Genomic DNA, 22365 nt, shown 5'->3' on the forward strand with positions numbered 1-22365 from the left:
GACCTTCCTGTCCCAGGGGGCGGGCACGCCGATTGACTTCCCACGGAGAACTCCATGTCCCTCGCTCCCCTGATTTCCACACGAGCCGATCGCGTTTATGCCACGCACCGTGAACAGTTGCGCTGGGTCGATGCGTCCCGCCCCGGGCTGCGCATGGCCGCCGTTCATGAAAACCGCGAGACGGGCCGCTTCCTTGGCCTGCTCGGGTTTGAAACCATGAGCTCCTCCGGCCTGCATCACCACGTCGACATCGCCTTCAGCTACATGCTCAGCGGCGGGCTGACCGATTACGCCGGCACTACCGTCGCGGGTCAGATGGGCATCAACATGCCGGCCGCCACGCACGACGCGATCGCCTACGTGCCGACGATGATGGCATCACGACTGGATGGCCCGGTTCTCTATGCGCCAGGTGTCGGGGAGCAGGAAGCGCCGCACTTGCACGCGGGCGGAAGGACCGAAACCTTTCTGAATCCGCGCCCGGAAGAGTCGCCAGACGTCAGTCTGACGCTCGCCAAGCTACCAGCGTGGCCGACGGCGGTGGCAGGCATGTCGCGACAGCTGATCTGCGACTACCGCGGAACGCGGCATGACTTCCGCAATGCCGCGCTCACGCTCATACCGGGGACGTGCGTACCGGCGTTCCGTGCACGCAGCCTCATTGAAATCTTCGTGCTCGGAGGTGGCATCCAGGTCAATGGCCAACTGGTTCTTGCGGGGGGCTTTTGCGTGATCGAACCGGACGCGAACGTCTACATGAAGAGCGGCTTCGGGGCGCATTTGATCGGGTGGAGCGAGGGCCCCATTGAGTGGTTGGATGGGCAACGCCCAGACCTCTTCGGGTTTTGACCGGGTTCTGAGGGGTAGGCTGCTCTGCAGCGAAAGCCGAAGTTCCGCGGCGCACCGCGACATGCCCGTCAGTGCCCGTTGCGGTCTTACCGTGCGAGCGCCGTATCGCGGCCAAGGGCGGGCCTTGGTGGAGGAGGTCCAATCGCCTGATAGCCGACCAATCGACGTCTTGATCCAGAGTTTTGTCGAAAAGCGACTACGTCCCTCTGGCAACCGATTCCTCTGTTTGGAACATGCTGGAGAAGTCGCAGCATTCCTGCGCCAGCATGGCTATCGATTTGACGAGCGAGCTTCGCTGCTCTGAACGGTACATGGCCACATACGCCATTTCCGGCGCGGAAGGCGTCACCTTGATGGTTGCAAGCATGCCGCTCTCGATCATCGGGTTGAGGCATTGCAGCGGCAGGTAGGTGATACCCAATCCCGAGACCGTCATGCCGATCTGCGCCAGCATGTTGTTGCTGCTGATCGAACTCGTCAGCCTCACGCCCTGCGAGTCGAGCCAGCGGTCGAGCACCATGTTCGTCGCGGACTGGGTCTGCAGGAGCAAGGGGTACCTGCCCAGTTCATGCAGCCTCAGCGGCCTTCGTGTTTCCACGAAGCCCGGCTTGCACATCCAGACCACCTCCACGGTGCCGACCGGGTGGGCGGTGAAGCGCGGCTCTTGGAACGCATCGGGAACGATGGCGAGGTCCAGTTCGTCGGCCAGGAGTTTGTCGCGCAGCGCGAGGCCGGTCTCCACCGCAGGCCGGATGGTGACCCTGGGATAGAAGGCCTGGATCCTCGCCACCAGCTTGGGCAGCCATGTCATTGCCGTCAGTTCGGTGATCCCGAGCCTGAACTGGCGCTCCACGATCTCGGGCTTCTGGAACTGCTCGACGGCCAAGTCGCGCTGCTCTAGCAGCCGCTTGGCGACGGCCACCATCTCCTCTCCCTTTTCCGTCAATCGCGAGGTCCTCAGGGTGCGGTCGAACAGGGGCGTATCGAACAAGGCTTCCAGTTCCTGGATGCGCTTGGAGACGGCGGACTGCGTGGTGTGCAACTTCTCCGCCGCCTTGGCAAAGCCTCCGAGCCGCACGACCCAGTAGATCGCCTCTAGTTGCTTGAACGTCATCATGGTGCGTGGTCCTGGGGCTAACCCGATATGCATCGAAAAAAGTGATTGCTTTGAATTCAAAAATATCGCTTTTTTCGAATCGGATGTCCATGAAGAATTGCGCTCACACCGAACGCAAAGCCTCCCATGACCTACCCGCTCGCAAGCCGCCTCGATTCCGTGAAGCCATCCCCGAGCATGGGCGCCAAGCTCCGCGTCGATCAACTGCGCGCCGCGGGTCGCACCATCATCGACTTCACCATTGGGGAGCCAGACTTCCCCACGCCTTCGCATATCGTGGAGGCGGGGGTGTCCGCCCTGACCTCCGGTCAGACGCGATACACGGCTTCGGCCGGCATCCCGGCGCTTCGCCGGGCCATTGCCGAGAAACTGGAGCGGGAGAACGGCCTGACCTACGGGCCCGAGCAGTTGGTGGTGGGGTGCGGCGCCAAGAACATTATCTATAGCGCGCTTGCAGCCACGGTCGGCGACGGGGACGACGTCATCGTTCCCGCGCCGTACTGGGTGTCCTACCCGGACATGGTTGCGTTGCACGGGGGAACGCCCGTGATCGTGCAGTGCGACGAGAGCGCCGGATTCAAGCTGTCCGCCGATGCGCTGGATCAGGCGATCACACCTCGCACGCGCTGGTTGATCCTGAATTCTCCGAACAATCCGACCGGTGCGATCTACTCGCCCGAGGAGCTGAAGGCGCTGGCCGACGTTCTGTTGCGCCACCCCCATGTCTGGCTGATGACCGATGAAATCTATGAGCATTTCTCGTACGGGGACGTGCGTCACGTCTCGATCGCAGCGGTCGAGCCGAAGCTGAAAGACCGTCTTCTCATCGTCAACGGCGTATCGAAAGCCTATGCGATGACGGGTTGGCGGATCGGCTACGGCGCCGGGCCTGTGCCGCTCATCAAAGCCATCACGCTCTTGCTCACGCAAAGCGTGTCGTGCGCCACCACGGTCAGCCAGGTCGCCGCCGTCACTGCACTGCAAGGTCCGCAGGATTGCGTGGCCGAGGCCAAGGCCTTGTTTCAGGCGCGGCGTGACCGGATGGTCGAGTTGCTCGACAAGATTCCCGGCATTCGTTGCCCCCGACCGGACGGTGCCTTCTATGCCTTCGTGTCGGTGGCCGGCCTCATTGGCGCCAGGACGACATCCGGAAAGACGCTCGCCGACGACTTGGACGTCATCATGTTCTTTCTCGACGAAGCCGGCGTGGCCGCCATCGACGGCAGCTCGTACGGTGCGCCCGGCTATGTGCGAATGTCCTTCGCGACGTCGATCGAACAGATTGAGGCGGGCTGTTCCGCGCTTGCCCAGGCCATTTCGTCCCTCGTGACCGCTCCGACCACTTTGAAGGAAACCAACCATGCATAAGCTTTCCATCCCATCGCTTGCCCTTGCCGCAGTGGCCGCGCTTTCCGCTGGATTGGCTCATGCCGATCAACTGGCCGACATCAAGCAAAGAGGCTCGCTGGTTTGCGGCACCCTGGGCATCGCCGAGCCGTTCAGCTTCCCGAATCCGCAGACGCGCGAAATCCAGGGCTACGACGTCGATTTCTGCGCCGCCCTGGCTAAGAGCCTGGGCGTGAAGCTCGAAGTGAAGATGGTGGCCGTGCCCGCCCGGATCCCCGAGTTGCAGCAGGGTCGCGTGGATGTCCTCGCGGCGAACCTGGGCTGGACGCCGGAACGGGCGCAGGAGATCGCGTTTAGCGACGGCTACTACGTGAGCCTGACGAAGGTGGCGACACGGCGGGTCGACGGTTACAAGAAGCCGGCAGACCTTTCGGGCAAGCGCGTCGCCGCCGCCAAGGGCTCCACGTCGGAGGCCGGCGCCCGCAAGGTGATCCCCAATGTCACGACCGTCACCTACCAGGACCCGCCTGCCGTCTTCCTGGCCCTGCAGCAGGGCAAGGCGGACGGCATCGCGGTCTCGGAACTGGTGCTAGTGAAGTGGCAGAAGGAAGTCCAGGCAACGGCGCCGATCGACATCCTGGAGCCGGAACTGTTCTCCGAACCTTGGGGCATCGGCGTTCGCAAGAGCGAACCGGCGATGCTCAAGCAGGTCAACGAGGTGCTGGAGTCCATGGAGAAGTCGGGTGAAGCCACGAGGATCTTCGACAGGTGGCTGGGCACCGGCACGACGTACGACATGCGTCGCGGCTTCAAGATCGAGCCGATCAAGGGCTAGCGCCCGGCGATACCGTCCCCATGAATCCCGTCGATTTCTCGGTGCTTCTGCGCGGCGACTACCCGCGGATGATCGCGAACGGACTGGTCACGATGCTGGAGCTGACGGCTCTCGCGTGGTTGCTGGCCATGCTCATCGGGACCTTGCTCGCCCTTGCGCGCATGACCACGAGCCGCGTGGCGCGCGGCCTGGTGGCCGCCTGGGTGGAGTACCACCAGAACGTGCCGATGCTGGTGCAGGTCTTCCTGTGGTACTTCGGCATTGCCGCGTTGCTTCCGGCCGAGCTGCAGGTCTGGATCAATCGCCACGGCGGCGAGTTCATCTTCGCCACGATCTCCATCTCGCTCGCCATGTCGGCCTACGTGTCCGAAGACCTGCGCGGCGGCATCCGCGCGATCCCCAAGTCGCAACTCGAGGCCGCCCGGGCATTGGGATTGAGCTATCTGCAGTCCTTCCGCCTCGTTGTCCTGCCGCAGGCGCTTCGGATCGCGCTGCCGACGCTCGTCAACCACACGGTGCTGCTGTTCAAGGGCACGGCGCTGGCGATGACGATCGGCGTCGCGGAACTGACCTATGCCACGCGAGAGATCGAAACCCAGACCTTCAAGACCGTGGAGATCTATCTCTTCACCACAGTCGTCTATCTCGGGTTCTCGCTCCTAATCATGCTCGCCGGCAATCTGGCCGAGCGTCGCTGGGCCCTTGCGGCGAGATAGCCATGAACGACATCCTGAGCATCCTGCGTGAGCACGGGCCCCTGTTGCTCGTGGGGCAGTACCCCAACGGGCCGCTGGGCGGCCTCGCGATCACCTTCATCCTCTCCGTGCTCGGCGTCGCTCTCGCGTTTCCGCTCGGGGTGGTCCTGGCGCTCGCCCGCATCAGCCCGTTCAGGTGGCTGTACTGGCCCGCCACCGCTCTTGTCTACGTGATGCGCGGCGTGCCGCTGCTCATGCTGATCTTCTGGGTGTATTTCTTCCTGCCGGCCTTGTTGGGCCGCCCGGTCAGCGGCTTCAGCACGATGCTCGTGACGCTGGTGGTCTACCAGGCCGCATACATCGCGGAGATCGTGCGTGCCGGCATCGATTCGCTTCCGAAAGGCCAGACCGAAGCCGCGCGCGCTGTGGGTCTGAGCTACATGCAGGCGATGCGCAGGGTCGTCCTTCCGCAGGCGCTCTACAACATGGTCCCCTCGATGCTGAGCCAGTTCGTCTCGACCATCAAGGAAACGTCGCTGGGCTACGTCATCAGCGTCAACGAACTGACCTTCGCGGCGAACCAGATCAACAGTTCCCTGATGACCAAGCCGTTCCAGGTCTTCGCGATCCTGGCCGCGATCTATTTCGTGCTGTGCTTCACGCTGACACAACTCGCGCGCCACCTGGAGCGACGGGTCGCCCGCCGGCGCATGGGCGCGCCGGCTGCTGCGGCGACGCCATCCCTACCCATTGCCGTTCCCGCAATCGCGGAGTGATGCCATGACATCTGCTTCTTCCATGATCCGTTTCGAGCGCGTCAACAAGTGGTATTCGGACTACCACGCCCTCAACGACATCGATGCCGAGATCGGCAAAGGCGAGGTGGTGGTGGTCTGCGGGCCTTCGGGGTCGGGCAAGTCGACGCTCATTCGCACCGTCAATCGCCTCGAGGAAATCCAGAAGGGGCGGATCACGTTCGACGGGCAGGACATCCATGCGCGGTCGCTCGATCTCAACAAGTTCCGCAGCCACGTCGGATTCGTGTTCCAGAGTTTCAACCTGTTCCCTCATCTGTCGGTGGCCGAGAACATCATGCTTGCGCCGACGATCGTTTTGAAGCGCAGCAAAACGGAGGCGAGGGAGCGGGCAGAGCAACTTCTCGCTCGCGTCGGCTTGGCCGCCAAGATTGATGCGTTTCCCACCCAGTTGTCTGGTGGTCAGCAGCAGCGTGTCGCGATTGCCCGAGCGCTCGCCATGGATCCTCCGGCCATGCTGTTCGACGAACCCACCAGCGCGCTCGATCCGGAAATGGTCGGCGAGGTGCTGCAGGTCATGAAGGCGCTCGCGCGCGATGGGATGACCATGATGTGCGTGACCCACGAAATGAACTTCGCACGCGAAGTCGCCGACCGGGTGTGGTTCATGGACCAGGGGCGCATCGTCGAAACCGCCGAACCCGAGCGCTTCTTCTCCGCACCGCAGACGGATCGCGCCCGCAAATTCCTGTCAGACCTCCGAGCACATTGAGGCCCAACGCCATGAACGAAAACTTCACGATCAACGAGGTTTCACCAGCACCCCGCAAGGAATTGGTCGATGCCTTTCTCGGCGTCCCCACGTCCCACATCAGCGACAACCAGAGGCGCCTCGAGGGCATCCTTGGCTTGCGTCGTTTCCATCGGTCACGAAAGCTGATCGGTACTGCCGTGACCGTCAAGGTACGCGCAGGCGACAATCTGCTGACGTACAAGGCGCTCTCCATGATCTCGCCCGGTCACGTGCTGGTGGTGGACGCAGGTGGGGTTACGAATAACGCGATCGTCGGCGAGTTGTTGATGACCTACGCACAACAACGGGGTTGCGCCGGATTCGTCGTCGATGGCGCCATTCGGGATTCCGCCGCATTCCTTGAGGCCGACTTTCCTTGCTATGCGCGGGAGGCAACGCACCGCGGACCGTTCAAGACCGGCCCAGGATCGATCAACGTTCCGGTGAGCATCGGTGGTCAGGTGGTGCAGCCTGGCGACGTGATCGTGGGTGACGAAGATGGTCTCGTTGTCTTCGCGCCCTCCGAAGCGGATCGCCTGATGAGTGCGGCGGAGCGCACGGCCGCGGCGGAGCGTGCCATCCGCGACGAGATCCTGACAGGGAACGTTCGCCAGTCGTGGATGGACAAGATGTTTGCAGCGCACGGCTTGGGATGAAGGAGGGCCGAGTTTTTATCGAGCTCATCCAAGCGTCACTTTGAGCAGTTCGCGACGACCGCAAAAGGAGCCCCGTCGCTTCGGTAGATGAACCGGCGAAGACCGTTGTGCAGCGAAAGCCGACGCTCCCCGCTTGCGACGCGAGCGGCCGCATTTCGGCGCTTCTCCGTCATCCCAGTCGCCCTCGGTTTGGCAACGTCAGAGATCGAACGGGAGCCATGTGACCGCGGGAGTCACGAAGATGGATCGTGTTCGCGCGCGAGCGCCAAGTCTTTCGAAGGGCTCAGGTGGTCGGCGAAACCACGGACCGCTCAAAAGCTAGCCGTAGATCGCCACCCAGAGTCGAAAGCAAGGGCTCATGTCTTAGCCCCCATGTCGAAAGCTAACAGCGCAATGTTTACTCGACGGTCCTGGTCCTGCGGCAACGAAAAGACAAAGCTGTCGCTCGTCTCGTCGAGTCGCGTGGGACCGCTCACATAGCATGGGTGCGTCCTGACAAGCTCACGCATCTTAGCGACGACTGCTGAGAATCCGACGTTCCGATTGAATACAACGATGGCCGTTTTGGTATCACGCCACGACAAGTAGCTCAAAAGCTGATCAATCGTCGCGAGAAAGTGTTTGTCCCCGCCCCAGATCTTGAACTCTGCGACGAAAAGGTTCCCCGCCTCGTGTCGAATCAATATGTCGGTCTTACCGTTGACGTTGAAGGCCTCTCCCGTTGCGTTTCCGAAGTGTGCGTTCAAAGGCACAAGAAACATGTCACGCAATGTCTCTTCGTCTAATGCACGTGTGCGCGATGAGCTCTGCTCAATGCTGCGACCGGCGCCTCGAATGATGCCGAGAATGTTCTCGTACATTTTGATCGCGCACTTGCAATGCGGTCGGAATCAAGTCTTCAATGCTGGACGATTCCTCGATCACGTTCACAGCGATCGGTGGCAGCACCAAATGGCTTAGAGTTCCAGTGAGTTGCTCCGCTCGATACCTAAACATCTTTGTGCGCTTCGTTCGGACAAACGCCTCGAACTGCTCCACAGCGCTGTTCCTTGGCAAAAACATTCGCGTCTCGGCTATCAATCGCCGCCGAAGAGGATGACCGTAGTAGGGGGTAGCCGTCACGTGACTTCGTGCAAGCATGCCCGCAGTCCCCCAAACTAACGCAGATAGATGCGGATCAGACGCTCCGCGGCTCTCTGACCATTCGTCTTGGATCCTTTGCATTGACGAGCTTAACGATGGCGTGACGCACAACTCCCCGAGCATCACTTTGCGGAACTGACCGACTTGACCACCGCTCGGCGAGTAGTCGACGACTTCGAGTACCTCGAGGTTCTCAAGAGGAGACAGCCGGCCCGTGTCTCGCTTCCAGGCATCCACGAACGCGTGGTCAATCTGCAGACGGTCAAAGCAAACGATATTGGTGAGCAGGGTCAGCAAGGCGTCTAGTGGGGTGCTGCCATCCTGCCGTCTCGCCAAGCTCCGAACACGAAAATTCTCGTCAGCGGAACATGCGCCTGCGAAGGCGTCGCTCGCGAAAGTCCCATCGGCGTCTTGTCACCTGTTTCCCTCCTCTTCGCAGTCATCGATTGCGGGGGCGAAGTTTCGCGATCGAGGCTGGGAAGCGCTCGCGTACGAAGCTTTTCAGATCGACCAAGCTGCAGCTACGGCATCCAACAAGTTCCGAATGCGAAGCGCGAATACGTTGTCGAACTAGTCTCCGGAATCGGGTGCATACGCTCACGAACGTTTCGCTTGCGACGCCTTTCGTGCACGTAGTTCCTCGGACGCCTGCCGTGGGCTCTGCACGCGAAGAACAGCCCACGGTCAACTTCGTTGCCGAGCGCTTCGCTTGCGAAACTTCGGGTTCGATGCTGCGCCGACGCGGCCAATTCGCGTTCGAAGTTTGACGGTTGACGGTTGACGGTTGACGGTTGACGGCAGGGTCGAGGAAACACCAACGGCGCCTCACGGCAGAGGCTTCAAATCCGTCGGTCGCCCTTTGACGTTATTGCCCGTGGAACATTCTTGCCTTCGCCATGAGTCAAAGGCGCTTGACCAGCGCCGCCGGCTCGCAGCGTCGAGATCTCTAGCGCGCTCACCAATTTCAAGTCAGAACGGGCCCACCGGAGGCATTTTGAAGAGGCGCATCGCAAATCGGCAGTTAAATTGGACGGACAAGCGCCGCTGATTCAAATAAATCAGCATTCCCCAAAAGGCAACGAAGGAGTCGCGTCAGATCTGACAAGTTTGGGATGCACCGGGAAGTGTGCTAAGTGGGCTTCCTCATCGCACAGTGATCCAGCAGCTGTGGCCAGAAATGGGCGTTTGCTCTCTTATGCGAACGACTTCATCGTCCGCATCCTGCCCTTTCCATGGGGGACGAACTTCGAACCGATCAAGGCCTGCATCGATTTCTTGCAGTAACGTGGGGATGGGGCCGAAACTTGGATCGGAAAATGAGTGCGGATAACGCCCTCGCGAACCTTGCAATAACACCACCAGATAACGCTCACACCGGCCGGCCTCTGAAATTTGCATGGCGAAATTGCCTGGGGCGAGGTTTGCCTAAATTTGATCTGGACGAAAAATCAAGGATGGCGTTCGGTTTTGAGTCGAATCAAAAAAAGCGGCAATGAAGGAATCTCGCAAAAAGATCCGACTCACAAGCCATCGAGAGCTTTCGAAGCTCACCCAATTCCACGGAGTTGATTTGCGCTTACAGTCGTCGATGACGGTCGTCGGACGTCAAAATTAAAATCACTGCTGCCGCATCGCAATAATTGAATGCATATGCCATCATTGAGTCTCGTCGGTCGCAATGCACTTCGTGCCTGAGCGCGGTGCAGGGCGTGGATAATTGTGGGCACCCGGGATGCGTCAATGACGTGATTTGTCAAAGGCGCGAGCCCTGCGCTGTGAAGGTCGACTTGGCCATATTTTGAAAGCTCAGACCCATCTGCAACTATATGATCGCTTGCCAGATCGCATGGAATTTGCAGAAGAGCAAGGCAAGGTAGGGTGCGGTCTTAGGTTGGCCTGTTGAGCAGGCAATATGCCCGCCACTCTTGATGCATCGTCTACGATTTAATTTACGGCTGGTTGCAATAGGGCTGGCACGCTATGCGAGGTGCTAAACGCTAGGGCTCTTGAGATTCGGTGCACCCGATACGCGGAGCAACTCTCGCGGATGGGCGCTATGCTTGCCAAATTAGCCCTGTTGCGAGGTGTAGTTGAAGTGGCGGCGCGTGCCGTTCGCCGCACGAATGACCTAAATGCGCGAGCGGCGCGCCAGATGTACGCGGCGGAAGCGCCCGGCATTGCAAGTGCGAATCAGGTTTAGTGGGCCAGGGTTGAGCTCATGACCAGAAGAGCGCCACTCATATTCATTTCCGGGCAGCTTGGTGATCAGTCGCACCGAGGTCGAGCCGTACTCCCTTCAATTGGAGATCGAGCTGGACATATTTCGTGCTGCGGACAGTCGCTTCGCCAAACGCGACGATGGCACCAAGCATTTCGGCATCCGCTGGCCCGGGCCAGAAGCGCCTCTACCTCCTGCACTTAGCTTTGCCGCACAAGCCGACGGGCGCGATCCGACCGTTCTGCGAGTTCGACTTCGCTCAAGTGGGAGTTCACTGCCGCGTCAAAAGGCAATGCGTGCCAAGCCTCCGCTGAAAGGACCGGCAAGCCCTCAGCGGCGTGCTCGCAGAAAGGTCTTGGCCTTCATCGTTCTGGTCATCCAGATTGACGGCGAGCAAGCTGGCGAGGCTTCTCGCATGGCTCAGCCGCAGCATGCCGAATCGGACGTTAAGGCACCGCCATTTTTGGTCGCGCGTTTTCGCGTCTGCACGAGGACCTGTTGCATAGCCTCCGCAAACTGCCGCATCCCTCGGCGACTAATAGTAGAAGGGTTGACCGTCTTTGAACCCGCGTGGATCTATGGTGCGCATCCTGGGACGTCTGCGTGGTTCCTGCTATTCTGGCGACGCTTGGCCGTGGCGGGATGCAGGTTTCCTTCCGAACGAGTGGCGCAGTAACTGTTGCAGTAACTGTGACGCGTTGAACCGAGGAAACCTAGATTTCATGCGGGTTGGCGGACATCTTGTGGGAGAGCCCCAGGCCACCAAAATTCCAAGCCCTTGATTCCTAACGGAATCAGGGGCTTTTTGTTTTCTGGCCCGCAGCCTCGCGCGCCACGTCGTGCCGTCATTCGCTCGCCCTAGCGAGCCCTTTGATCTGCATCAACCCCCCATCCCTCACGCCTTCTAAGCTGCTCCTCACGTGTTCGCCCGCCATCGGCCCCGCGCATTTCGCGCGCACAGCCGCTGACCCACAGCAGACACCGATCCCAACCCCAGGAGCAGCCTCATGAAAATCCTTCTCGCCGTCGACGGCAGCGAATACACGCAGCGCATGCTGGACTACCTGGGCACCCACAAGGAGTCGCTGGGCGCCAACAGCAGCTATGTGGTGCTGACCGCGGTGTTCCCCGTGCCGCCGCATCCGGCCTCGTTTCTCAGCGGCCCCGTCTTGCGCGGCTACTACGACGACGAGGCGCGCAAGGTGCTTGATCCGATCCGCGCGTACCTCGGCCAACATGGCTTCGCGGCCGAGTACGCGCACCGCGTCGGGCGGCCCGCCGACGAGATCTGTGCGTTTGCCGAGCAAGGTGGGTTTGATTTGATCGTCATGGGTTCCCACGGCCATGGCGCGTTGGGCAACCTCGTGCTCGGTTCGGTCGCCACGCAGGTGCTGGCCCGCTGCAGTACGCCGGTGATGCTGGTGCGTTGATCGTCCAGCCGAGCATGGACGTTTCGCTGGCAGTCGGTCCGCCGCTGGCCGACGCGATGGGTGGCGCGGCGGCTGCACCTCAGCGCGCGCGTGATCACGCCTCCGACCTTTCACAAGCCATCGACGATCCGCAGCACTGGTCGTCGTTCAGCCGCCCGCTGGGTTCGGCTGCCGTGGCGGCGGCAGGCCATGCGCCGCCGCAGCGCTGGGAGTCGCACTTCGTGGTGCGGGGCATGCATTGCGCGGCTTGCGCGTTCCAGTTGGAGTCGGCGCTGGCCGGCTTGCCAGGCGTGGAGCGCGTGGATGTGGATGCGCGCCACGAACGCGCCCGCGTGCGCTGGGTGTCGGGCGCAACGCGGCCATCGCAGTGGGTGAGGGCGGCTGCCGCAGCGGGCTACGGGCTCGCGCCGGCGGGCGATCTGCAGGCGCGCGAGCAACGGCGGCGCGATGCCCGCACCGCACTCTGGCGATGGCTGGTGGCCGGGCTTTGCATGATGCAGGTGATGATGTACGCCTACCCCGCGTACACGGCCCGGCCGGGCGAGCTGAGTGCGGACAGCGCCCAGTTGCTGCGCTGGGCGTCGTGGGTGCTCTGCCTGCCGGTGCTCTTCTTTTCCAGCGGCCCGTTCTTCCGGGGCGCCTTGCGCGATCTGCGTCGCCGAAGCATCGGCATGGACCTGCCCGTAGCGCTGGGCATCGGCATCACGTTCGTGGTCAGCAGCGTGGCCACCTTCGACCCCGGCGGTCCGCTGGGGCAGGAGGTCTACTTCGATTCACTTTCGATGTTCGTGTTCTTCCTGCTCAGTGGCCGGCTGATCGAGGCGCGCCTGAAAGAGCGAACCGCCATCGCCCTGCAGGGATTGACCGCCGATGCACCCCAGGATGCGCGCCGTCGCCGGGCGGATGGCCTGAGCTTCGAGCGCGTGGCCATCGGGCAACTTGCCCTGGGCGATGTGCTGCAGGTTCTGCCCGGCGAGCGCTTTCCGGCGGACGGCCGCCTGATCGATGGCGACACGCTCGTCGACGAGGCATTGCTCACCGGCGAGTCGCACCCCCTGCCTCGCGCGCGAGGCGAGCTCGTGCTGGCCGGCTCGCACAACCTGAGCGCCGCCGTGCAGATGCAGGTGAAGGCACTCGGCGCCGACACGCGCCTGGCCGGCATTGCCGCATTGATGGACAGCGCCGCCTTCGACAAGCCGCGTCTGGTCCAGCTTGCCGATCGGGTGGCGCGGCCCTTTCTCCTGTTCGTCGTGGTTGCGGCCGCGTTGGCTGCTGCGCTGTGGTGGCCCGAAGGCCACGGCCAGGCGCTGATGGTGGCGGTGTCGGTGTTGATCGTCACCTGCCCGTGTGCGCTCTCCCTGGCCGCGCCGTCGAGCATGCTGGCCAGCGCGGGTGCCATGGCGCGCGAGGGCGTGCTGGTGCGTGAACTGCAGTCGCTGGAGGCGCTGGCGGGCATCGACACGGTGGTCTTCGACAAGACCGGCACGCTCACCCGCGAGCCGGCGCGGCTGGATCGCATCTACTGCCGTCGTGGCTTGCGCCCGCGCGAAGCGCTGGAGCGCGCGGCGGTCATGGCTGCGGCTTCGCTGCACCCGGCCGCACGCGGCCTCGCCGAGGCCTGGCATGCCGTGGCAGAGCCGGCGCTGGACCGCTGGCGCCTTGTCCATTGCAACGAGCACGGCGGCCAAGGCCTGCAGGCAAGCCTGCGGCTGCATGGCGACGCGACGGCGCGGCCGCATTCGATGCGGCTCGGCTCGGCGGCCTGGTGCGGTGTGTCGCCGCTGGACGTTGCATCGATCCAGGTGCACCTGTCCGATGAACAGGGCTGGGCAGCCAGCTTCGTGCTGGTGGAAGATCTGCGCCCTGACGCCGCAGACACTGTCGCGCGGCTGCGCGCGCAGGGCTTGCAGGTGCACCTGCTTTCCGGCGACCGCGTCGAAGCCGCGGCCGCGCTGGCGCAGCGCATCGGCATCGAACACGTCCGCGGCGGTTGCCGGCCTGAAGACAAGCTCGACCACCTGCGCGCCCTGCAAGCCCAGGGCCGGCGCGTGCTCATGGTGGGCGACGGCATCAACGACGGCCCGGTGCTGGCCCGCGCCGATGTGTCGATGGCTTTCGGCCGGCAGGCCGCGCCACTCGCACAACAACGCGCCGACCTGATCGTGCTGGGCGAGCGTCTGGCTACCGTTGAAAGTTCCTGGTTGCAGGCGCGCAAGACACTGAGCGTGATCCGCCAGAACCTGGGCTGGGCCGCGGCCTACAACTTCGTGTGCGTGCCCATCGCATTGGCCGGATGGTTGCCCGCCTGGCTGGCGGGGCTGGGCATGGCGCTCAGTTCGCTGGTCGTGGTGGCCAATGCCGCACGCCTGTCGAGGCCGGCGCCTTCCGTGGGCTGACCCATCATGAACATCCTGCTGCTGCTCATTCCCTTGTCAGTCGGCCTGGTGCTGCTGGTGCTGGCGGCGCTCTATTGGGCGGTGGAGCGTGGCCAGTTCGACGACGTCGACCGAGAAGGCGAGCGCATCCTGCACAACGATTGATCTGAATCAAAAGGCCGTCCTCTTGCGCGCAACACACTGGCGCCACAGAGAAAAAGCTCGGAGAGAAGAGGCCTCATGCAGCAGACGTACGAAACGGATTCCCCCGCGAGGGCAATCTACGAAGACTCGGTGGTGCGCCAGTTCGCCATCATGGCGGTGGTGTGGGGCGTGGTGGGCATGCTGGTCGGCGTGGTGATCGCCGCGCAACTGACCTGGCCGCAGCTCAACCTCGATATTCCGTGGCTCAGCTATGGCCGACTGCGGCCGCTGCACACCAACGCGGTGATCTTCGCGTTCGGTGGTTGTGCGCTGATGGCCACCAGCTTCCACGTCGTGCAGCGCACCTGCCAGGTGCCGCTGTTCGCGCCCGGGCTGGCGTCGTTCGTGTTCTGGGGCTGGCAGGCGATCATCGTCGCGGCGGCCATCAGCCTGCCCATGGGCTTCACTCGCGGCAAGGAATACGCGGAGCTCGAATGGCCCATCACCATCGCCATCGCGGTGGTGTGGGTGGCCTACGCGATCGTCTTCTTCGGCACCATCGCCAAGCGCAAGGTGCGCCACATCTATGTGGCCAACTGGTTCTACGGCGCGTTCATCATCGCCGTGGCGCTGCTGCACATCGTCAACGGCGCTTCGATGCCGGCCGGCTGGATGAAGAGCTACTCGGTCTACGCCGGCGTGCAGGACGCCATGGTGCAGTGGTGGTACGGGCACAACGCGGTGGGCTTCTTCCTCACCGCCGGCTTCCTGGGGATGATGTATTACTACATCCCCAAGCAGGCGGGCCGGCCGGTCTATTCGTACCGGCTGTCGATCGTTCACTTCTGGGCGCTCATCTTCACCTACATGTGGGCGGGGCCGCACCACCTGCACTACACCGCGCTGCCCGACTGGACCCAGTCGCTCGGCATGGTGTTCTCGCTCATCCTCCTGGCGCCGAGCTGGGGCGGAATGATCAACGGCGTGATGACGCTGTCGGGCGCCTGGCACAAGCTGCGCACCGACCCCGTGCTGCGCTTCCTCATCGTTGCCCTGTCGTTCTACGGCATGTCCACGTTCGAGGGGCCGATGATGTCCATCAAGACGGTCAACTCGCTCAGCCACTACACCGACTGGGGCATCGCCCACGTGCATTCGGGTGCGCTCGGCTGGGTGGGCTTCATCTCGATGGGGTCGCTCTACTACCTCATCCCGCGCATCTATGGCCGCACCAGCATGTACAGCGTGCCGGCCATCGAACTGCACTTCTGGATCTCCACCATCGGCGTGGTGCTCTACATCGCGGCCATGTGGATCGCGGGCGTCATGCAGGGCCTGATGTGGCGATCGGTCAACCCCGACGGCACGCTGGCTTACACCTTCGTGGAGGGCGTGAAGGCCACCTTCCCCTTCTACCTGGTTCGCCTGGGCGGCGGCCTGTTGTACCTGAGCGGCATGCTGCTCATGGCCTGGAACGTGTGGATGACGGTGATGTCCGGCCGGTCGGTGCGTGCACCGGTGCCGGAGCTGGCCCCCTCGCACGCCTGATCGAAGAAAGAGAAGCGCTGACCCATGAGCACGCCTGCCGACACCCCACGCGGCTTCACCCACGAAAAGGTGGAGACCAACAACTTCCTGATGATCGTCCTGATCCTCATCGTCATCGCCATCGGCGGGGCGGTGGAGATCGTGCCGCTGTTCTTCCAGCGCTCGACCACGCAGCCCATCGAAGGCGTCAAGCCGTACAGCGCGCTGCAACTCGCAGGGCGCGACATCTACCTGCGAGAAGGCTGCTACGGCTGCCACTCGCAGATGGTGCGGCCCTTCCGCTCCGAGACGCTTCGCTACGGCCACTATTCGGTGGCGGGCGAGTTCGTCTACGACCATCCCTTCCAGTGGGGCAGCAAGCGCACCGGGCCCGACCTGCACCGCGTCGGCGGCCGCTACAGCGACGAGTGGCATCGCATTCACCTGATGAATCCGCGCGACCTCGTGCCCGAGTCGAACATGCCTGCTTACCCCTGGCTGGCCACGCGCCTCGTCGACGCCGAAGCGTTGCCCGCCCACATGCGCGCACTGCGCCGTGTAGGGGTGCCTTACACCGACGAGGAGATCGCTGCCGCCAGCAAGCAGGTGGAGGGCAAGACCGAGATGGAAGCCACCATCGCCTATCTGCAATCGCTGGGCCTGGCCCTGCGGTAGCGCCACTCGCAGGAGACCCGAACATGGACCTCAACGACATTCGCGCCGCAGCGACCGTAGCCTGCTTCGTGCTGTTCGCCGGCATCGTGCTGTGGGCCTATTCCCGCCGCAACCTTCGTCGCTTCGAGGAGGCAGCCCGGCTGCCCTTCGACGGCGAGGAATGACATCCAACAACCTGGGGCCGGACCCTTTGCCATGAGCGACTTCATCAACCAGTTCTGGGCCGACTACGTGACCTGGATCACCCTGGCCAGCATCGCCGCATGTGCGCTGCTGCTGTGGATCACCGCGCGCAAGAAGGTGCCGGTGCGTGCGGACAACACCACCGGTCACGTGTGGGACGAAGACCTGCGAGAGGCCAACAATCCGCTGCCGATGTGGTGGGTGGGGCTGTTCGTGATCACCATCGTCTTCGGCCTGATCTACCTCGCGCTGTACCCGGGCCTGGGCCGCAGCGACGGGCGCCTCGGTTGGAGCGCACAGGGCCAGTACCAGGCCGAACGCACCCAGGCGCAGACGGCCATGGAGCCGGTCTACGCCGCCTGGCGCGACCTGCCGATCGAGAAGATCGCGCACGATCCTGCTGCGCGCGGCGTGGGCGAGCGGATCTTCATGAACAACTGCGCGCAATGCCACGCCTCCGACGCGCGCGGCAGCCGCGGTTTTCCCAACCTGACCGACGACGACTGGCTGCACGGCGGCTCGCCGGAGGCCATCCTGCAGACGATCACCAAGGGCCGCGAAGGCGTCATGCCGCCCATGGCCGCAGCCGTAGGCACCTCGGACGAAGTCCGCAACCTGGCGCAGTACGTGCTGAGCCTCTCGGGCCGGTCGACGGATTCGGTGCGCGCTCAGCTCGGGCGGTCCAAGTTCTCGGCCTGCGCCGCCTGCCATGGCATCGGCGGCGTCGGCAACCCGGCGCTGGGCGCACCGCGCCTGAACGACGAGGTCTGGCTGCACGGCTTCGGTGAAGAGGCCATCGTGTCGATCATCAACAACGGCAAGCACAACACCATGCCCGCGCAGGAAGGCCGGTTGACGGAGGCGCAGATCCGCGTGGTGGGCGCCTATGTCTGGGGGCTGTCCAACAAGGCTGCGCACTGAAGGGCCGGGGCAACGTGATGAACAAGCCGTCTTCAGGCCAACCGTCCAGGATCATCCCGATCGCGCTGCAAGAGGCGTCGGAGGTGCGCCTGTACGCGCGCTCGAAGAAGGTCTATCCGCGCGCCATCAGCGGGCTCTTCAACCGCTGGCGCTGGGCCATGGTGTTTGCCACCCAGCTGTTCTTCTACGGCATGCCGTGGCTGGAGTGGGGCGGCCGGCAGGCGCTGCTGTTCGACCTGGCCTCTCGGCGCTTCTACATCCTGGGCCTGGTGCTCTACCCGCAGGATCTGATCTATCTCTCGGGCCTGTTGGTGGTCTCCGCGCTGTCGCTGTTCCTGTTCACCGCGGTGGCGGGGCGCTTGTGGTGCGGCTATGCCTGCCCACAGACCGTGTACTCCGAGATCTTCCTGTGGGTGGAGCGCCGCATCGAGGGCGAGCGCAGCGCGCGCATCCGGCTCGACGGCGAAGCCTTTTCGCTCGAGAAGCTGGTCAAGAAGTGGTTCAAGCACCTGGTCTGGCTCGCCATCGCCCTGTGGACCGGCTTCACCTTCGTGGGCTACTTCACGCCCATCCGCGAACTGGCCATGGCCTTCCTGCAGACGCGCATGAGCGGATGGGAAGTGTTCTGGGTCATCTTCTATGGGCTGGCCACCTACGGCAATGCCGGCTTCATGCGCGAGCAGGTGTGCAAGTACATGTGCCCTTATGCCCGGTTCCAGGGTGCCATGTTCGACAGAGACACCCTCATCGTCAGCTACGACGGACAGCGCGGAGAGCCGCGCGCGCCGCTCGCGAAGAAGCCGGTGGCGGCCGAGCGGCGCGCTGGCGACTGCATCGACTGCAGCCTGTGCGTGCAGGTCTGTCCCACCGGCATCGACATCCGGCAAGGGCAGCAGTACGAATGCATCGGCTGCGGCCTCTGTGTCGACGCCTGCAACCAGGTCATGGTCAAGGTCGGCCGCTTGCCCAACCTGGTGCGCTACGCGACCGAGAACGGCCTGGCGCAAGGCTGGGACCGCGCGGGAATGCTGCGCCGCGTCGCGCGGCCGCGCGTGCTGCTCTACAGCGTGGTCCTGCTGGCGTTGACCGTGGGACTGGCGGTCAGTCTGGCGATGCGCATGCCGCTGAAGGTCGACGTGGTGCGCGACCGCGCGGCGCTCGCGCGCATCGTCGCGGGCGGCCGGCTGGAAAACGTCTACAGCCTGCAGATCATGAACGCCACCGAGCATGAGCAAGTGCTGCGCATCGGCGTGCACGGCCTGCCGGGCCTGGCACTCGCATCCGACGATGTCTTCGCCGTGGGGCCGGCGCAGGCCCGCTGGGTGGCGGTGCGGGTCCAGATGCCGGCCGAGAGCGCGCAGTCCGGCTCCCACCCCATCCACTTCGACATCACCGACGCCGCAGGCAGCCTGCGCGTTTCCGAGAAATCCATCTTCCTGGTGCCACGATGAAAACGATCGAGGAAATGCATTCGACGCCCGGCCTGCCCTGGTGGCGCACCGGTGCGATGTGGCTGGTGCTGGGGCTGCCGGCGGCGGTGGTCGTCGCCGGATTCCTGACCCTGTGGATCGCCCTGGCTCGACCCGATGCGGTGGTCGACCCCGACTACTACGCCAAGGGCATCGCGCTCGGCGAACGTGCCAAGTCGCCCGACAAGGCCCACATTCCCGCACAGATGGGACGCAACCACGCGATGACGCCCGACAAGGACGTGCCCGCGCTCCTCAGGAATTGACCATGCGGTGCAGGGCCTGCTCGTCCAGCACCCGCAGCTGCCGCTGCTGAACGTCGAGGATGCCGTCTTCCATGAACTTCGACAGCGTGCGGCTCACCGTTTCGAGCTTCAGCCCGAGGTAGCTGCCGATCTCCTCGCGGGACATGCGCAGCAGCACTTCGGAGCGCGAGAAGCCGCGGGCATGCAGCCGCTGCAGCAGGTTGAGCAGGAACACCGCCAGCCGCTCCTCGGCCCGCATGCTGCCCAGCAAGAGCATCACGCCATGGTCGCGGACGATCTCGCGGCTCATGATCTGGTGCACGTGCCGCTGCAGCGCAGGCACCTCGCGCGACAGGGTCTCGACGCGGTCGAACGGAATCACGCAGACCTGCGCATCTTCGAGCGCCACGGCGTCGCAGCTGTACTGGTCGCTCACGATGCCGTCCAGGCCCAGGATCTCGCCCGCCATCTGAAAGCCGGTGACCTGGTCGCGCCCATCCTCGCTGGCCACGCGCGTCTTGAACGTTCCTGAGCGGATGGCGAACAGCGCGCTGAACTTCTCGCCGTTGTGAAAGAGCGTCTCGCGCCGCCGCAGGCGACGGCGTGTCGAGACCAGCCCATCGATGCGCTCCAGTTCGTCGGACTGCAGCCCGACGGGCATGCAAAGCTCGCGCAAGTTGCAGGCGGAGCAGGCGACCTGGTTGGAAGTCTTGTTGCAGATCATGTTCCTTTGATTGTGGCCAGTCGCCGCAGCGCCCGGTTGATCTACATCAATACGCCGCGGCCGGCGCTTGGCACATTGAGCCGCATGCAAGTCCAGACCCACAGTCAGGCGCCCTCGCAGGGCGCTTTGTCGGCGCCCGTGCGGCCCCCGACTGCCCCGGTCGCCCCGGCGCTCGTCAAGCGTCTTGGCGGCGGCGGGCCGCGCTATACGTCATATCCGACGGCCGATCGCTTCGTGGAAGCCTTCGACGACACCGACTACATCCACGCGCTTCGCCAGCGTCGCACCATCGGGGCGCAAGGTGCCAGCGCGCTGTCGGTCTATGTGCACATCCCGTTCTGCGAATCGCTGTGCTACTACTGCGCCTGCAACAAGGTCGTGACGCGCCATCACGAACGCGCGGATCGCTATCTCGACCACCTGGCCAAGGAAATCGAGCTGCAGACGGCGCACCTGGGCCGCCAGCAGGCGGTCAGCCAGCTGCATCTGGGCGGCGGCTCGCCAACCTTCCTGGACGATGCGCAACTCGATCGGCTCATGGCGCTGCTGCAAGAGGCCTTCGTCTTCCTTCCCGAAGCCGAGCGCTCGATCGAAGTCGATCCGCGGACGGTGGATGGCGACCGGCTGCGCCATCTGGCATGGCTCGGCTTCAACCGGCTCAGCCTGGGCGTGCAGGATTTCGACGCCCGCGTGCAGCAGGCCATCCACCGCGCCCAGCCGGTCGCAATGGTCGAGAAGTTGATGACCGAAGCGCGCGCACTGGGCTTCGCGTCCATCAACATGGACCTGATCCACGGCCTGCCATGCCAGACGCTGATGAGCTTCGACCGCACGCTGGATGAGGTTTGCCGCTTGCGGCCCGATCGCATCGCCCTCTATGCCTATGCCCATCTGCCCGAGCGCTTCAAGGCGCAGCGGCGCATCTCGACCGAGGAGTTGCCAACCCCGCAAGCGCGTGCGCAGATGCTGGCGCACGCCATCGACCGCCTGGGTGCCGAGGGCTACGTCTACATCGGCATGGATCACTTCGCCCTGCCGGACGACGCGCTGGCCGTGGCCAAGCGGCAAGGGCTGCTGCACCGCAACTTCCAGGGCTACAGCACGCAGCCGGACTGCGACGTGATCGGTCTGGGCGTATCGGCCATCGGCCATGTGGGCGCGACCTACAGCCAGAACGCCAAGGTGCTCGATGACTACTACGACCACCTGGATCAGGGGCGCCTGCCGATCGAGCGCGGCCTGGCGCTGACGCGCGACGACCTGCTGCGCCGCGCCGTGATCATGGCGATCATGTGCCAGGGCAAGGTGGACTTCGAAGCCATCGGCCAGGCGCACCTGGTGAACTTCGTCGACCGGTTCGCACCCGAACTGGCCGCCCTCGGTCCGCTGGTGGCCCAGGGGCTGGTCAAGCTGCGCGACCATGAGCTGGAGGTCACCGAGGCCGGCTGGTTCTTCGTCCGCGCGATCGCGATGGTGTTCGACCGCTACCTGCAGGCCGACCACCGGCGCGGACGCTACTCGCAGTTGGTGTGATGCTGGAGCAGGCCGGCCTCGTGGGCGCCGCCCTCTTGATGGGCCTGGCCGGCGGGCCGCATTGCGTGGCGATGTGCGGCGCGCCTGCGGCGGGGGTCATCCGGCTGGTCAGGGCGCCCTCGCAAGCGGGTGCTGCGGGTGCTGTGCATGCCGGCGCCGCGTCGCATACCGCGCTGCTTTTCCATGCGGGGCGCCTGGCTTCCTATGCAGCCGCGGGCGCGGCGGTCGCTGGCGTCATGCAGGCGCTCGACCTGGCCGGCCAACGCGTGTCGGCGTTGCAACCGCTCATGGTGCTGCTGCATGCCACGGTGCTGGCCTGGGGCCTGATACTGCTGGTGAAGGCGCGGCAACCTGCCTGGGCGCACGGCATCGGCCACAGCTTGATGCGCCGGCTGCAAGCGCAACAAGCGCCAGTGCGCAACGCCCTGGTGGCCGGCGGCGCCTGGGTGCTCATGCCTTGCGGACTGCTCTATTCGGCCCTGGCGCTCGCCAGCCTGGGCAACGGGCCGGCGCAGGGCGGCATGGTGATGCTGGCTTTCGGGGTGCCCGGCGCGCTGGCGCTGGCGTCGTCCGGCTGGCTCTACCAGCGTCTGCGGGCGCGGATGGCGCCGGGCCACGAACGCTGGTTCGCGCGCGCGGCCGGCGCCATGCTCGTTCTGCTGGCGCTCGATGCGCTTTGGATGGACATCGGCCACCAGTGGGCCGAGTGGTGCGCCTGAACGCGGGTGCCG

Annotated in this window: 21 protein-coding genes; 18 read left to right on the forward strand and 3 right to left on the reverse strand. The window is 64.0% G+C overall.

Annotated features, from left to right (window positions below; all coding sequences use genetic code 11):
* The first annotated feature begins 54 nt into the window (after positions 1 to 54).
* Positions 55 to 849: a cupin domain-containing protein gene (locus tag QTH91_RS11205; protein ID WP_286660155.1), complete on the forward strand. Its 795-nt coding sequence runs from the start codon at positions 55 to 57 to the stop codon at positions 847 to 849.
* Between the two features lie 196 nt (positions 850 to 1045).
* Here QTH91_RS11205 and QTH91_RS11210 read toward each other — a convergent pair whose 3' ends face one another.
* Positions 1046 to 2026, reverse strand: coding sequence for a LysR family transcriptional regulator (locus QTH91_RS11210; protein ID WP_368389463.1), 981 nt, complete (start codon positions 2024 to 2026; stop codon positions 1046 to 1048).
* 66 nt (positions 2027 to 2092) lie between these two features.
* On the opposite strand from QTH91_RS11210, the gene QTH91_RS11215 reads away from it, so the two are divergent.
* From QTH91_RS11215 to QTH91_RS11240, 6 genes are read left to right on the forward strand one after another with little or no spacing between them, the layout of a single operon-like run.
* Positions 2093 to 3334, forward strand: coding sequence for a pyridoxal phosphate-dependent aminotransferase (locus tag QTH91_RS11215; protein ID WP_286660156.1), 1242 nt, complete (start codon positions 2093 to 2095; stop codon positions 3332 to 3334).
* Positions 3327 to 4148, forward strand: a complete 822-nt coding sequence (locus QTH91_RS11220; RefSeq protein WP_286660157.1) for an ABC transporter substrate-binding protein — start codon at positions 3327 to 3329, stop codon at positions 4146 to 4148. Before QTH91_RS11215 ends, QTH91_RS11220 begins: the two co-directional genes overlap by 8 nt.
* A gap of 20 nt (positions 4149 to 4168) precedes the next feature.
* On the forward strand, positions 4169 to 4864 hold the full coding sequence (locus QTH91_RS11225; protein ID WP_286660158.1) for an amino acid ABC transporter permease: 696 nt from the start codon (positions 4169 to 4171) through the stop codon (positions 4862 to 4864).
* 2 nt (positions 4865 to 4866) lie between these two features.
* Positions 4867 to 5619 carry an amino acid ABC transporter permease gene (locus QTH91_RS11230; protein WP_286660159.1) on the forward strand — a complete coding sequence of 251 codons (753 nt, stop codon included), beginning with the start codon at positions 4867 to 4869 and terminating at the stop codon, positions 5617 to 5619.
* Between the two features lie 22 nt (positions 5620 to 5641).
* On the forward strand, positions 5642 to 6370 hold the full coding sequence (locus QTH91_RS11235; protein ID WP_286660160.1) for an amino acid ABC transporter ATP-binding protein: 729 nt from the start codon (positions 5642 to 5644) through the stop codon (positions 6368 to 6370).
* An 11-nt stretch (positions 6371 to 6381) separates the two neighbouring features.
* Positions 6382 to 7047 (forward strand): RraA family protein, encoded by a 666-nt coding sequence (locus QTH91_RS11240; RefSeq protein ID WP_286660161.1) that lies wholly within the window; start codon positions 6382 to 6384, stop codon positions 7045 to 7047.
* A 356-nt stretch (positions 7048 to 7403) separates the two neighbouring features.
* Here the strand turns inward: QTH91_RS11240 and QTH91_RS11245 are convergent, their stop codons facing one another.
* Complete coding sequence (locus QTH91_RS11245) at positions 7404 to 7907, reverse strand: hypothetical protein (RefSeq protein WP_286660162.1); 504 nt, start codon at positions 7905 to 7907, stop codon at positions 7404 to 7406.
* Between the two features lie 3508 nt (positions 7908 to 11415).
* Between QTH91_RS11245 and QTH91_RS11250 the strand changes: the two genes are divergently transcribed.
* From QTH91_RS11250 to QTH91_RS11290, 9 genes are all read left to right on the forward strand, one after another.
* Entirely contained in the window at positions 11416 to 11838 is a 423-nt protein-coding gene (locus QTH91_RS11250) for a universal stress protein (RefSeq protein WP_286660163.1), read from the forward strand.
* 14 nt (positions 11839 to 11852) lie between these two features.
* Entirely contained in the window at positions 11853 to 14234 is a 2382-nt protein-coding gene (locus tag QTH91_RS11255; protein WP_286660164.1) for a heavy metal translocating P-type ATPase, read from the forward strand.
* Between the two features lie 6 nt (positions 14235 to 14240).
* Entirely contained in the window at positions 14241 to 14378 is a 138-nt protein-coding gene (gene ccoS / locus QTH91_RS11260) for a cbb3-type cytochrome oxidase assembly protein CcoS (protein ID WP_286660165.1), read from the forward strand.
* A 75-nt stretch (positions 14379 to 14453) separates the two neighbouring features.
* A complete protein-coding gene (gene ccoN, locus QTH91_RS11265) occupies positions 14454 to 15905 on the forward strand; it encodes a cytochrome-c oxidase, cbb3-type subunit I (protein WP_286660166.1) in 1452 nt (483 codons plus the stop codon).
* Positions 15906 to 15929: 24 nt separating this feature from the next.
* Positions 15930 to 16559, forward strand: a complete 630-nt coding sequence (gene ccoO, locus QTH91_RS11270; RefSeq protein WP_286660167.1) for a cytochrome-c oxidase, cbb3-type subunit II — start codon at positions 15930 to 15932, stop codon at positions 16557 to 16559.
* Positions 16560 to 16582: 23 nt separating this feature from the next.
* A complete protein-coding gene (locus tag QTH91_RS11275) occupies positions 16583 to 16723 on the forward strand; it encodes a cbb3-type cytochrome oxidase subunit 3 (protein WP_286660168.1) in 141 nt (46 codons plus the stop codon).
* Between the two features lie 31 nt (positions 16724 to 16754).
* Entirely contained in the window at positions 16755 to 17663 is a 909-nt protein-coding gene (gene ccoP, locus QTH91_RS11280; protein WP_286660169.1) for a cytochrome-c oxidase, cbb3-type subunit III, read from the forward strand.
* Positions 17664 to 17680: 17 nt separating this feature from the next.
* Positions 17681 to 19114: a cytochrome c oxidase accessory protein CcoG gene (gene ccoG / locus QTH91_RS11285; RefSeq protein ID WP_286660170.1), complete on the forward strand. Its 1434-nt coding sequence runs from the start codon at positions 17681 to 17683 to the stop codon at positions 19112 to 19114.
* Positions 19111 to 19398, forward strand: a complete 288-nt coding sequence (locus QTH91_RS11290; RefSeq protein ID WP_286660171.1) for a FixH family protein — start codon at positions 19111 to 19113, stop codon at positions 19396 to 19398. The genes ccoG and QTH91_RS11290 overlap by 4 nt, the downstream gene beginning before the upstream one ends.
* On the opposite strand, the gene QTH91_RS11295 is transcribed toward QTH91_RS11290, so the two are convergent.
* A complete protein-coding gene (locus tag QTH91_RS11295; protein ID WP_286660172.1) occupies positions 19388 to 20101 on the reverse strand; it encodes a cyclic nucleotide-binding domain-containing protein in 714 nt (237 codons plus the stop codon). The genes QTH91_RS11290 and QTH91_RS11295 overlap by 11 nt on opposite strands.
* Positions 20102 to 20185: 84 nt before the next feature.
* Here QTH91_RS11295 and hemN point away from each other — a divergent pair, with 84 nt between their 5' ends.
* Positions 20186 to 21634 (forward strand): oxygen-independent coproporphyrinogen III oxidase, encoded by a 1449-nt coding sequence (gene hemN, locus QTH91_RS11300; RefSeq protein WP_286660173.1) that lies wholly within the window; start codon positions 20186 to 20188, stop codon positions 21632 to 21634.
* The gene (locus QTH91_RS11305) at positions 21634 to 22353 is read left to right on the forward strand and encodes a sulfite exporter TauE/SafE family protein (protein WP_286660174.1); all 720 of its coding nucleotides are present in this window, start codon (positions 21634 to 21636) and stop codon (positions 22351 to 22353) included. The genes hemN and QTH91_RS11305 overlap by 1 nt, the downstream gene beginning before the upstream one ends.
* Positions 22354 to 22365 lie beyond the last annotated feature (12 nt).

This window comes from Variovorax dokdonensis (assembly GCF_030316895.1).
In the GTDB taxonomy this organism is placed as follows: domain Bacteria; phylum Pseudomonadota; class Gammaproteobacteria; order Burkholderiales; family Burkholderiaceae_C; genus Variovorax; species Variovorax dokdonensis.